Genomic DNA, 14,750 nt, shown 5'->3' with positions numbered 1-14,750 from the left:
TATCACTTTTAAAATTTTTAAGAAAGACCAGGAGAAATGTTATTGCCAAGGCCTGTACGCTAAATTACTTGCATAAATTAGCAATAAGTTTATAAGAAAGAAGAACAAATTTTTTGAGCGTTTATTTCATTACCCAAGACCATCTCATACCAGAAAGGGAAAGTAATTACAGCATGTTATTACTTTCCTCAGGTATAGCGTGAAGAATTGATTGCCCGTATGCTTAATAAATTATTGACTTAAGCATACGCCGATTATCCCTTAGAGTTGCTTGCTTTACTCCATCATCAACTGTTTTATATTTGCGCCAATCTTCAATTTTTCTACATGGGCAGCACTACTAACAGGCAATGTCGCTGTGATTTTATTGGTCTTTCCATCTATAATGGAAACCCTATTTTTCTGTTTATTTGCCACATACACTGCATGAGTAGAAGGATTTAACGCAATACCCTGTGGTAAATTTACAGGTATCTTAGCAATAACCGTATTTTTTGAGCCATCAATAATTGATACTGTGCCTTCTAGCTGATTTACAACATAGATCTTATTTGTTACGGGATTGAATACAATTCCTTTAGGACCATGCCCTACTTTAATAGTTGCTTTTATCGTCTTAGCTATTCGGTCTGTTACCATTACTGTCTCATCCAGGTAATTAATGGCGTAAACTGCATTAGTCGCTTTGTTGACTGCCATAGTGCTTGGCTCATCACTAATTAAGACTTTGGAAATAAGCCTACTCTTCACCGTGTCAACTACAGTGGCAGTAATACCCTTATCATTAGCAAAAAAGAATGTGGGTGTTGGTGCATACACTGCTACTCCATAGGGTCCAAGCTCTGTAGGAACAGTGGTAACAATACTATTGGTTGAACCATCAATAACCGTAACGTATTTGTCACTGGCACTGGCGACATAGACCATATTTAAAGCAGCATTTACCGCTACTTTCTCTAGATTACCGCCAACACCGTTAATGGTATTTGTTACGGTGGTTCCTTGGATAACTGATACAGTTCCAGAGCTGTAGCTGCTCGCATAAATGGTATTCGTTGTAGCGTTTACATCAATACCTTCAGGGCTAGCTCCTACATTTATTGTAGCGGTTACCGTATTATTTGAACCATCAATTACAGAAACCGTGCTATCGGATTGATTGGTCACATAGACAGTATTTGTGGTTTCGTTAACAGCAATGGCTACAGGAAGGTTACCCACATTTATGGTGGTAGTTACTGTATTATTTGTCCCATCAATCACTGAAACAGTACCCGGACTACCTCCTGTGTTAGTTACATAGATAGTATTCGTTGCGGAATTCACAGCCACCGCATTAGGCAGACTGCCTACACTAATGGTTGTTCCGGTAAGGGTATTTGTTGATCCATCGACAATATAAACCCGACCATTGTTTTCATCGGTGATATAAACCATGTTGGTGACCGGATTTACAGCGATGCCAAGAAAGATACTGGCTGCAATATTTAAAGTTGATACCGTATTAGAACCTACATCTATAATTGAAAGTGGGCCTGAACTTTCAGCCATAACGTACGCAGTATTGGTTGATGAATTAATTGCAATTGCCAAAGGAAAAGTAACTGGTATAGTCGAACTCACAGTATTGTTCGCACCATTTATAGCAGAGACGCTATTCGCACCGCTATTGGTAACATATACCATATTGGGTGTCGGCTTCACAGTAAGAGTAAAGTTTTGCGTGGCATCAGGAGGTGCGCCATTTGTAGCGGTAATCGTAAAAGCAAACACGCCATTTACTGTCGGAGTACCGGAAAGAACTCCGGTCGTCCCATCCAGAGTTACCCCAGTGGGTAAAGAACCTGAGGTTACGGAAAAGGTTGGTGCCGGAGTTCCGGTGGCAGCTACAGTAAAGCTTCCGGCTATAGTTTCAGTAAACGTCGCTGAACTGGCAGAAGTAAATGCTGGAGGGACAGGTGGAGGGTTAACCGTTAATGTAAAGTTTTGTGTGGCATTAGGAGAAATGCCATTAGCTGCTGTAAGAACAACGGGGAAGGTACCATTTACTGTAGGCGTGCCAGACAAAATACCTGTAGTACCATTAAGTGTTACACCTGCTGGCAATGAACCTGAGCTAACGGAAAAGGTTGAGGCTGGTGTTCCTGATGCAGTAATTGTAAATGTTCCAGCTATGGTTTCAGTGAACGTAGCTGCATTGGCTGAGGTGATTGTAGGGGGACTTGTCACGGTCAGCGTGAAGTTTTGCGTCGCATCAGGAGAGACACCATTAGTTGCGGTGAAGGTCACGGCAAATACCCCATTTACTAAAGGAGTGCCTGAGAGCACGCCCGTTGTACTATTCAATGTAACTCCTGAGGGTAGGCTGCCTGAGGTTACTGAGTACGTTGGTGCTGGAGTACCGGCGGCTGCAACAGTGAATGTGCCAAAACTCCCTTGAGCAAAAGCAGTGGAGCTCGCCGAAGTAAATACTGGCGGAGCCTCAACTGTAAGAGTGAAATGTTGTATTGCATTAGGTTGTGCTCCATTCGCAGCAGTGATTTCAAAAGAAAATACTCCATTAACTGTGGGTGTTCCTGAAAGTACTCCACTAGCACTATTTAATGTTACCCCCATAGGCAAGGACCCAGAGGTGATTGAAAATGTTGGTGCTGGGGTTCCAGTAGCCGTGATGTTAAAAGTACCTAATGTGCCTTGAGTAAAAGTAGTTGAGTTCGCAGAGGTAATAGCAGGAGGTACTGGTGGTGGATTAACCGTTAAAGTAAAATTCTGAATTGCATCAGGCAAGTTTCCATTCGATGCCGTAATTGTAAATGCATAAGAACTTAAAGTAGTTGGCGTTCCCGAAATTACGCCCGTACTGGAATCCAATGTTACTCCTATGGGTAAAGAACCGGAGGTTATTGAGAAGGTCGGAGCGGGCACTCCCGTTGCTGTAATAGTAAAACTATTAAAAGCCCCCTGGATAAATGTTGTATTATTAATCGAAGTAAAAGTTGGTGATAAGGCACATTGAAATGCGTTCAGATCCACATAAGTCGCATTTGTATTGCTCCCTTTAACCATGACATTGGTGGTTAAAAAAGTAACTGGCGCATTCGTGGCAAAGGAAATGGTACAACTTGCACCCGGAGGTAATAAAGCAGGACACTGATTCGTCTGTACCACATAGTTGATAAAATTTGCATCAGCTGATGAGGCCGTTATATTTTTAGCATGAACCAGTGATTTATTGGTAATTGTAACACTTCCTGGAGGAGTAAAACATGCAGGCTGAGCAATTTGAAGAGTACAGTTTTGTAGAGAGTTCGAACATGTATTTTTTCCCAGGGCATTTGTTTTGACTATTATATTAGCCTTAGAAAATGATAGGCTTTCCCCTCCGCTCGAAATTGAATGAGCTTGCACCAATGTTGAATAAAAAGAAACCAGTAAAAATATTAAAAAATAAAACATCCTGCCTAAATTTAGCATTTAAATATCCCTGTAGAGCAATTCATTATTACAATAACAAAAAAAATCTGAATAGCATATTAAAAACAATGACTTAAGCTGATACAGCTTAGCTACACATCTATCTAGGGAATGCTTTTTTGTGATGGGCGAAAGGATTTTGTTTTGCGTACCATGAGCATTGTTTTCATTAACTGAGGGGCTATGGAATTACCAATCGCCCCTCATAACTGCAAAGTTCTTTTTTGCCTTAACTTAAACCGTTCGCAGGCATATCTTCATCTGTTTGGCCTGGCTCTCGCATCGTTGCATAAGCTTGTTTATAAGCACTAAAACTTTGTGAACTTGCCAATGGTATTACTTTTGCTATTACATTACCGATTTCTTTTGAAAGATTATCTAAATAGTCTTTGCCTAAATTTTCCTCCAAGAGCGGTATAGCTTGTTCTATAGCAACTTTAGATTGCTCAGAAAACTGTTTCAAGGCATCAACATCAATGGGTTCTTTAAAGGCCTCTTCTTTAAGCTTATTCAATTTCTTATGTAATAAGGTTGCCACTCTAAATACCTTGTCATCTTCGACAGCGCTAATATCTTCTTCAAAAACGTTTAAAAGGCTATTCACTTTAACTTTTGCTTTACGTTGTTGATCAAGCCCAATGAGTAATTCTTGAGAAGGAGCTTTTCTAATTGTACCTTCAGCTGTGATTTCATCCCCTTCATACAAATTTTTTAAAGGTGCTATATTCGTTTTGGGCGCATTTTTTTCTTTTCCTGTTGAGTACAAAACGCTCCTTGTATGCGCACTTTGCTCAGATACCAGCTTTCCTTTTTGCGTGAGATAATCTAGATCTAAATGTTTCTTTATAAAATTTTGTTCACTCACTTTATTGCGTGTAAACCAACCGTATTGAGGACCTGCAAAACCGACAGTTGATGATTTTATTACAACCTCTGCCAATGAAGGATCATTATGTTTAAGAAACAGCAAAGCAGCAAAGACTTTATTACTACTCTCGATAGGACCCCAAATATAAATTTCCTTTTTTCTTCTCTGGTTATTGGCGTTATAATTAAGAAGAAACATTTGCGCTTGTCTAAGTGCAATATCTGTTTGCTGTTGCAAATCAAATTTTCCATAAGACTTATCAACAACTCGTCCTGTATGATCTTGAACTAAAAGCGCAACTCCTGTTACTTTATCTTGGCTAGCATCTTGAAATATTTTTTGCGAACGAGCTACTTCCCCTTTTTCTATTCGCGCTCCCTTGTATGTACCCAAATTTTGTTTTACTAAAGGGCCAACCTCCGTATCTGCTTCATAACTACTCTCACATTTCGGCAGGTCTTCTTCTAACTTATCCTTTTGTACTTTATCATCTTTAAATCCTAAAAACCCTTCCTGCTCAATTAACAAATTAGCCTTTCTAGGTATTTGTGGTATCGCTTTAGTTTGAGAGGCCTCCAACTTTTGTAGTCGCTCGTTTGCCAAATCTACAAATTTTTTATAAGCCTCAGGATTAACTAAATCTTTTACATCCTGAGCTGGTAATTCTATAGTTAAATGATCATTTTTTGTGGCTTTGGCGATAGTTTTCAAAAATTCTATATCAATGCTTTTCTCAATTTTCGCATTAATAGCAGCAAGTGCTTTTTGATTCTTATCCAGCCTCGAAACAGCGATTTTAACTAGCTGCGTATAGACGTTTTCATTTTGTAGAAAAGCTATTTGTTCCTCATTTAAATCGGTGCTTTTTAAGTCTTTATTGCTAGTGGCTAATTTTACTTTGAGTAATAAAACTTCATCTCCAACTCGAACCTGTTCCTTCAGAATCGCAATTGCATTTTTTTCTAATGCGGCCAGACGGTTTGTTCCTGCCTCATTAATTTCAGTAAATGCTAATGCATCCTCTCCTAAGGCATTCACCTCTACAGGATTTAATCCAGACTTAATCAGCTCCTCTTTGCTGCGAGTATTAGCGGCAACACGCAATAAGGCAGGATCATTGCTGGACTCAATCACAGATTTCAAAGAAAGAATGGCTTTTTGTTGCGCCACTGCTTTCATGAGACCAGTTAAATGCTCAATTTCTACTTGCTTGAGACGTGCCTCTTCTTTAACTTTAGATTCTGTCTTTTCAAGTTGTTTTACTTTCGCCGACAACTCACGATTGCTTTCTTCGAGATTCAGGGCGCTCTCTATCAACCGGGTATGTTCTTCTTGCAATGATTCCAGGCGCTCTAAGGTACGTTGTGCATCTAACTGGGCAGCTTCGGTCGCTTTTTGCTGCTGGACTAATTCCTCAGTTAACTGCTGGCGAACCTCTTCAGTAGCTTGGAGCGAAGTGCGCAACTGCTCTTGTAAGGATTGGTTCTGATTTCGTGATTCCAATGCCTCCTGCTCTAAGTGGCGCACTGTCACTACCTGCTGTTCTAATTGGCCTTGCACCTGCGTTAGATCATCGGCAATGCTCTTACGTGCACTTTCTGCCCGAAGCAGGCGTTGTTCGAATTGCTCTAAGGCCAGTTTATGCTGCTCTTGGGTTTCTTGCAGTATACGTCTTATCTCTTTGGAGTGCTCATCGTTTTTAGCAATAGCTAATTGCAACTCATCCACTCTGCGTTCGTGCGCCTGAATGGTTTGTTCTGCCTCTTCCAGCAACTGCCGCACCCTGTCCTCAGCAGATTCCAATTGCTTGGCTTGCCTACTTAACAGATCTTGGGTTTCGCTTACGGTCTTTTGCTCGTTACGCAATAAATCCTGCAGGCGTACTTGCTCTTTAGTTAATTCTTGCACCTGCGATTCTAAAGAAACCACCTGAGAGGCCAGCTCTTGGTTTTGTTCTTCCAGATGCTGCGCCTTTTCGCTCAAGAGCTTCTGCTCTTCTTGCAAAGACTGCAACTGTTTTAAAGTAGATTGGGCCATCAATTGCGCAGTCTCTGTGGCTTTTTGCTGCTGGACTAATTCCTCAGTTAACTGCTGGCGAACCTCTTCAGTAGCTTGGAGCGAAGTGCGCAACTGCTCTTGTAAGGATTGGTTCTGATTTCGTGATTCCAATGCCTCCTGCTCTAAGTGGCGCACTGTCACTACCTGCTGTTCTAATTGGCCTTGCACCTGCGTTAGATCATCGGCAATGCTCTTACGTGCACTTTCTGCCCGAAGCAGGCGTTGTTCGAATTGCTCTAAGGCCAGTTTATGCTGCTCTTGGGTTTCTTGCAGTATACGTGCTGCGTCTTTGGAGTGCTCATCGTTTTTAGCAATAGCTAATTGCAACTCATCCACTCTGCGTTCGTGCGCCTGAATGGTTTGTTCTGCCTCTTCCAGCAACTGCCGCACCCTGTCCTCAGCAGATTCCAATTGCTTGGCTTGCCTACTTAACAGATCTTGGGTTTCGCTTACGGTCTTTTGCTCGTTACGCAATAAATCCTGCAGGCGTACTTGCTCTTTAGTTAATTCTTGCACCTGCGATTCTAAAGAAACCACCTGAGAGGCCAGCTCTTGGTTTTGTTCTTCCAGATGCTGCGCCTTTTCGCTCAAGAGCTTCTGCTCTTCTTGCAAAGACTGCAACTGTTTTAAAGTAGATTGGGCCATCAATTGCGCAGTCTCTGTGGCTTTTTGCTGCTGGACTAATTCCTCAGTTAACTGCTGGCGAACCTCTTCAGTAGCTTGGAGCGAAGTGCGCAACTGCTCTTGTAAGGATTGGTTCTGATTTCGTGATTCCAATGCCTCCTGCTCTAAGTGGCGCACTGTCACTACCTGCTGTTCTAACTGGCCTTGCACCTGCGTTAGATCATCGGCAATGCTCTTACGTGCACTTTCTGCTCGAAGTAGGCGTTGTTCGAATTGCTCTAAGGCCAGTTTATGCTGCTCTTGGGTTTCCTGCAGTATACGTGCTGCCTCCTTGGAGTGCTCATCGTTTTGGGCAATAGCTAATTGCAACTCATCCACTGTATGAGCATGAGCCTGGATAGTTTGTTCTGCCTCTTCCTGCAACTGTCGTACCCTGTCCTCAGCAGATTCCAGTTGTTTGGCTTGCCTACTTAACAGATCTTGGGTTTCGCTTACTGTTTTTTGCTTATCACGCAATAGCTCGTGTAACCTTTCTTGCTCTTGAACCAAGCTTTGTACTTTTTCGTTTAATTTATTTACTAATTCCTGATCCATCGCTAAAGAAGCAATTAATGAATGTAAGTCATTACTTTGACGTGCTACTTCTTGTAGGATTACAGCAGGTAAATTTAGGGCAACTACTGCTTGGGCATCCGATTCTATACGAGGAGTTACTTCTTTTAACAAGCTATTATAGAATTTTTTTGCCATATCGTCTGAGGCTTCATCAACCAATTTTTTAAACAGCCCCAATTTTAATTCTGTTGATAACTTATCATTATGTAATAGGTTACGTAGCGCCGCATGGCTATTAGGATTATTTGCTTTTTCAATCAGCCAATCTTTATTAACTAGTAATGCAATGGTACGGTATTGCTGTAATTCTACGGCTCGAAAATCTGGAGAAATCTCATCAAATAATTGATTTAGGATCTTAAATTGATTAGCTTCATTCTTTTCAGAATTTAGAAAATTTCTCAGTGAATTAACTGGATGTGGATTACTGAGCAAGTGGACCAAGACCTTCTCTGGATCTTGGCATTTGGTTTTAATATTAGCCAACATTGTTGTCAAAACGGTATATTGGCCTTGTTCTAAAATGTAATTAAATAAGTTCTTCCCTTCTTCATCACTTTGAGTAAAAAGTTGTGTGAATTCAGCCTTAGAAAAAGGCTTATTATCGGCTGATTGAATTAGATTTTTTACCCCAAAATAATTGCCATTCTTTGCAGCAATCAAAAGAGGATAAGCATTTGTTCCAGCCGGTGGTGTTAATAAGAATGTATTAATATCAAGTTGATCAAAAGGAATTTCCTCTGAAGTTTTTTCATCCATTAAAAATAAATGATATGGAGAAATATTATCTGGCGGGAAAACCATTCCGAGAACTTTTTCTGGAGTAATTCGCCCCTCAGGATTTAGTTCATTGTACTTAGTAATAATCTGATTAAATAAAGATTTATTTCCTAATACAGCGCAAAGATGTAGTGCTTCATTAATGAAGTTATCATGAGCATGACCCTTAGGTAACAAATCCAGGATAACGGCTAATTGCTCCTTATTGTTATTGCGGATGGCAATATGAAAACAATTTGTTGACCATTTAACATAAGGCGCTGTTTTAATTTGTTTATTTGGACCATACTCGGCCATTATTAATTCGAATAGCTCTTCTGGGGTCGCATTAGCCTTAATTAATGCTTTGATTAAATTAGAAAAAACATCGGTCATTCCCTGCTCTGCGGCGTAATGCAGTAAACCGCTGGCTTTAACTTGAGCAATAAATACAGGATTAGGTTGAGTTATTTTGCCTAATAAACAATTTAGAATTTGATTTTGATTTGTAGCAATAGATTCTACCAACAGGGATTTGAAAGGGGCATATTCCCCGACAAACTTATCATTAAACTGATCTTCATTGAGGGCTTGATCTAAAATAGCAATGGCCTTCTCTATCTGCTCTTTCGTCTTTGGGTAGGTACATAAAACATCCATTCGCTTTAATTCGCCTACTTCGACTAATAGATCATCAGCCTTCAACCTGACTCGATCATGTTCGTTAAAAACGGCTTGTAAGGTCTCTGCTTGTGCAAGTGCCTGTTTAAATCCTTGATTATGAAGGTTTTCATAGCGTTTAATGCATTGTTGAGATGCTGCAATAATTTCTTTGAGCTGGATTTTATTAAATCCCTCTCCACTTCCCACTACAGTACGAACTTGAGTCAAAATGGTATCAATATCATTGATAATTTTTTGCTCAGAACTATCTTCGGGTAGTTCATCGTGAATGCGTAAAGATTCACGTAATGAATCCTGGATCATTTGTAAACGGCGATATAAATGAAGAGGCTCTCCTTCCCGCTGGTTAGAGGGAATAAACATCACCGCATCTTTTTTGCTGTATACCTCACTTTCTTGAGTCACATCCATGCCACAAGCAAAATACTGATTGAATTTAGCTACATCAACTATTTTTAATCCTAAAGGGTCTTTCCCATCAACATCCAAAACACCAGGAACAACATAGTCAGTAACAGCACGCCCTTTCACTAGAGTAAAATAAGCTTGGCGATTACAAATACCAAAAATCATAGTTGTTAAGGCCCAATCATCCATGTATGGTTGGCTGTTTTTTAACACAGTATTTAATTCCGGCTTTGGTACACTACCTGACGCAGGAATGGCCTTTCTATCTTCGCCTAGTACTTTAGGGCTGATATAAGGCAAAGTTCCATTACGTGCACCATGCAAAATTTGCAATGTGGGATCAACACCATAACGATAACCTACATCACTTTTTTCTACATAGCGGCCACTAGCATCATAGCATCTATTTCCCTCGGGATTTATAGTATTTGGCAGATCAGCGCCGAATACTTCAGCAAAAACCTCGGTAACCGATTTTGAGTTTTGCCCTTTAAGGGTTTGCTCAAATCCACCAGTTGCCCAGTCAATGTATTTTACCTGATAGCTACCATCAGGATTCTTTTTATAAAGGAAATTTTCAGGCTTAATGTCATTATGAGAAAAACCTAACTCGGCAAATCGTTGGGCCTCACTGACAATTTCTTGTGATAATTCAAGACTGTTTTTTAAGGAATCCATAGATTCTTGTGCACTTGGCTTTCCTCGTTTTATAGGATCGTGATAAGCGATATCAGCCTTAGTATATAAATTTAATTTTTTGTTGGCAGTATCAGCATAAGTATCTCCCTTTGCACGCTCAGTTAAAATTTGGTATTGACGATGAGAGCCAGTTTTGGAAAATAGTTTTCCAGCCTTTCTCTCCTTATCATCTTCTATCCAATACTGTGTATTCCCAGAAGTAAGTCCATACTTTTCCTGAGCGGCTTTGGAATAACTTTGCAAAATATCACTTTCAATTCGGTATAAAGGATCATCACGTGCCGTAATAGGCCTTGTTCTTAAATCATTTCGGCTGGCATCTTTAAATGTGGGTATTGCATCACTACCTGGTACATACCCCTTTTTAATTATCTGATTTAAGCCAGATAATAAGCTTTCCACCTCTTTAACGGAACCGTATTGACCAACACCTAACAGCCTGCTATGGGTAAATAAACGCCCTTTCTGTTTATCGCCACTATAGGCTTCATCCAGTTCTGCAAATGGTGCTATGATTCCTCGGCTACCGCCATAGGAAAAAATGAACTCTCCTCCTGCAGGTTTTACCAAAGAATAAGGAAGCTTTACCTCACCAATATCAACAGAAACAGAGGCAATATGGTGTCCTTTTTCATCGGCTACAGCGATTGTATGTTGACCGGTAATGGAATGCTTCACCTTGAATTGTACATCACCAATATCTCTCGGTTTTATGGCGGTAGCTAACTCTTTTAAAATAGAAAAATAAGCATCTTGCTCGGCGCTAGTTATGGAAGGCTCCCCTTTTTCTGTCCGCTCATATAATCGGGACATCTCTTCTGCCATATTCTTGATTTGCTCCTCCATATGAGCAATTTCCTGAGGCTTTAGATTCAAAGTGGATACCATGGAGCGGTATTCTGTAAGAAATATAGCTTCAACTTTCTTAGCAACATCACTTCCTGATTTAAAAGCTAACTCTAACTCTTCTGATAAGCTTTGTCGTTCCCGTGCAGAAGAAGAAATTACAATAGACTTTTCAATAACGGGTTTAACAGATTCAGCAGCTTCCATAGGGTTTAGTTGCGATAATTTTTGGTAAGCTTCGTTCAAATATTCATCAAGTCCAGCCAGTTCTAAGGCCTGTTTAAAGCGGCCAGCCTGAATGTGTTTAAATGCAGTCTCTAGGGTTAATGAAATTGGTGATTTAATAGTGGGGGTAGGCGCATTAAACGCATCTTTAACCTGTTTATTTCCGTAAATAGAATATAATTCCAATAATTTTCGTAATAATAATTCATCACTATTATCCAGGTTTAAACGACTAATTTCGGACTCTTGGTTCGCATTAATTTGACTTTTTACTGCAATCAACTGGTTCTGAAAGGCATGAATTTGCTCTTCAGAAAGCCGACCGGCTTTTGCCATAGTAGCAATTTGCTGCTCTATGGCGGCGAGCGAGCCACCTCTTAGGGTAACTCCCTGGACCTTATCCGTAACCGCTGATTCCTTGAGGAATTTATCCATTAAAGCCTTATCAAGAATTCGCCTAAAACCCCCATTTTTTCCGATAATGTCAATGAGCTTTTTAGTAAAAGCATCATCGCAATTAAAGTAAGAAAAATTTACCTCTATTTCACCATTTGGTAACAATTTGACGATAGGGTTAACACACTGTTCTTTAAAAGTATTTTTTATGTGTTGTTCAATTTCAGGCTCATTTGCACTAAATGCGTCGGTCTTTCCACCTTTTTTAAGTCCTTTTTCTTTAGATTTTTCATAAACTTCCGTTAGAATATCCTGTAACTTTGTAAACCTTGGTTCTTGACCTGGCTTATAAACTTGCGGTTCTTTTTGTGGCTTAAATAGTAAATCCTGTTGCAAATATCGTTTTTGTGCGAGACTGGCAAAAACCTCATCAGTAATCTTGCTTTTAGTAAATAACTCCATATCTCTGATGTTTCTTGCCCAAAATAAATCGCGTATCAGATTTACTTGTGTCTTTTTGGCATATTCTCTACGATCTTCCTGGCCAAATCTTAATGCATGAAATAATTCTTTTCTTGCTTTAAGCGCATTGATTCCTTCATCACTGGTCAAATCCCCTGTTTTACTTATATGCAATTTTTTTTCGGCTTCTACTAAAAGATCACCAATGGATTTACCATCTGTAGCTTTATATTGACTTAAGTTATCAATCACCGTTGATTGGTTTACATTAATTAATTTAGAATGTAATAAATTTATAAATTCTTGATATTCAACATATTTATTAGGCTCATCCATAAGAGACACATTATTGCAATCCCGTCTTATTATTTCGTAAAAACCCATATGCACAATTCGTTGGCATTGGTTACGCAATTGAACATCATGAGGATTACTTTCATAAAGGCTAATAGCCTGGGTTATCATGTCTTGAATATTAGGCAATGATAGTGTTTGTAATTGAGCTTCCTGTTCTTCATGATCCAGCTTAGATAATACTTCAACATATAACTGCGTTTGTAATTTTTTAATGCTAGGCGGAGCATCTGCAAGTGTATAAGCTAAATGTTTTATATCACGGAAGTTTTGTGCAAGTGATTTAATAAATGCCGGCAAATCTTCAATGTGGGGATCCAAAGCAAGATCCAGAGAATGACCATACTCAACAGAAATAGCGTTCATCTGGGCTGTTATTTGTTCCAGCGTTTCTCTCTGCTTTTTTTTGTATTCTTCTAATTGTTCATTCGCTGTCACATTATCAAGAATGCTTTCTGGTAGCTCTGATAACTGCTTAACAAGCTGCTCATGTTCTTTTTTTAGCTCTTGGTAAGCAAATGCAATTAAAGTTTTTCTAAGAATATCAGACGAAGGCCCAACAAAATTAATAGAATTGATACCATTAATAAATTTATTACAAAATTTCATCATGAGCTACTTATTAATTCAATATGTTATCAATTTTAGCTCATTTTTCTTAAGAAAAAATTAATCTATTAGGCAATAATAAATTCTTAGTGTTTTTTTTATTGTCTTATTAAATCGTGTTGTATGTAACTTAAATAAAGAATTGGCATTAAGATTTGGGGCAAGAGATAAAATATTTACCCTACACGCAAATAAACAAAAAATATTTCTTTTTATTTCATCGAGTTAACGTTATTAATGTGATTAACCCTGATTTGTCTGAGCTTCCTGATTGCTAGAAATCATCTTCGTTAGAAAATCATTAAAAGGAGTGAACAAAATAAAGATGCAATCCCCACCTGTATTTAGTCTGGTATCTTTTTGGGATAAATTCTTACTTTGAGAATTTTAGTAGCTTTAATCTTTTCTATGTCTGCACTAAATTCAGGAAAATCAATATGCTCTCCTTCTTTAGGCATATATCCTAGGCGTTGTAAAAACAATCCTGTTAAAATATCAATATCATCCTCAACGTCAATTTCACGATCAATAGCTTGCTCTAAAGAGTATATGGAGCAATTTCCTGAGGCCGTAATACTTCCATCCTTGTTTAATACCCAATCTACTTTAGTGCGATGGAATTCATCTTTAATACGGCCAATGAGTACTTGAAGTAAGTTATCTAAGGTAACAAATCCCAAAATGTTGCTTTTACCACTATAAACAAGAGCAAAATGAGGCATTCCCTCACGAAATTGACGCAATAAATCTAATGCAGGTAAGCGACGGGAAATTTTTAGAATGGGTCTAATAAAGGGCCTTAAGTCGTCTAGTTCAGATTTGTGGTAAATGGCAGGCAGAATATCTTTTACATGAATAATCCCAATGATATCTTTTTGCTCAGGATCATATACAGGATACCGACTATAGCGATGCTCCATAATAAGACTCATCATTTGGTTAATGGGTTGATTTAAATCAATCATGACCATCTCTTCACTAAAACGCATCACTTCGGTGACTTTCAAATCAGCTAAATCCAAAGTATGCTCGATGATATCGACCTCCTCTTCGGTTAGCTCTCCATGCAAATGGCTGGCGTTTAAAAGCAATTTTATTTCTTCTGTTGAGTAAAAATGCTCGCCATGATGAACTGCGTCTAAGTTAAAAACTTTTAATAAGAAATTCGAACAGGTATTAAGCACCCAAATTGCTGGATACATAAGCCAATAAAAGCCATATAATGGCAAGGCAGTCCATACGGAGACTCTTTCTGACTGACGAATAGCTAGAGACTTGGGCATTAACTCCCCAACCACGATATGAAGAAATGAGATAAATGAAAACGCGGTAAAAAAAGCGATGACCGTTATGAATTGAGGAGAATTGACTCCAATTAGGAGCAGAAATGGTTCCATTAAATGAGCAAAGGCAGGCTCTCCAATCCAGCCTAATCCCAAAGAGGCGAAGGTAATACCAAGCTGGCATGCAGATAAATACGCATCAAGATGTTGATGCACATTAAATAAAATTTTACCTTTTAAGCCATAACTGGCCTTAATTGCCTCCACTCGAGTTGCGCGGAGTTTCACCATACCAAATTCAGCAGCTACAAAAAAAGCATTTAGTAAAACTAATATAAATGCAAGTAAAACCAATAGGACATTAATCACTGAAACCATCCTTTACT

3 protein-coding genes are annotated in these 14,750 nt (G+C 39.1%); all 3 read right to left on the bottom strand.

The window, feature by feature from the left end:
* Positions 1 to 276: 276 nt before the first annotated feature.
* Positions 277 to 3,474 carry a YncE family protein gene (locus BN3124_RS04700; protein WP_058533720.1) on the bottom strand — a complete coding sequence of 1,066 codons (3,198 nt, stop codon included), beginning with the start codon at positions 3,472 to 3,474 and terminating at the stop codon, positions 277 to 279.
* 229 nt (positions 3,475 to 3,703) lie between these two features.
* On the bottom strand, positions 3,704 to 13,084 hold the full coding sequence (locus BN3124_RS04695; RefSeq protein WP_149865206.1) for a hypothetical protein: 9,381 nt from the start codon (positions 13,082 to 13,084) through the stop codon (positions 3,704 to 3,706).
* Between the two features lie 341 nt (positions 13,085 to 13,425).
* Positions 13,426 to 14,733, bottom strand: a complete 1,308-nt coding sequence (locus BN3124_RS04690) for a hemolysin family protein (RefSeq protein WP_058533718.1) — start codon at positions 14,731 to 14,733, stop codon at positions 13,426 to 13,428.
* Between the last annotated feature and the right edge of the window lie 17 nt (positions 14,734 to 14,750).

It is taken from the genome of Legionella saoudiensis (assembly GCF_001465875.1).
GTDB classification, from domain to species: Bacteria; Pseudomonadota; Gammaproteobacteria; order Legionellales; family Legionellaceae; genus Legionella; species Legionella saoudiensis.
The sequence above is the reverse complement of the archived record's forward strand: the minus strand, read 5'-3'. Positions and strand labels throughout refer to the sequence as shown.

Coding starts and splice junctions, on each gene's coding strand:
- BN3124_RS04700 (WP_058533720.1), bottom strand. CDS start 3,474: ATGCTAAATTTAGGCAGGATGTTTTATTTTTTAATATTTTTACTGGTT.
- BN3124_RS04695 (WP_149865206.1), bottom strand. CDS start 13,084: ATGATGAAATTTTGTAATAAATTTATTAATGGTATCAATTCTATTAAT.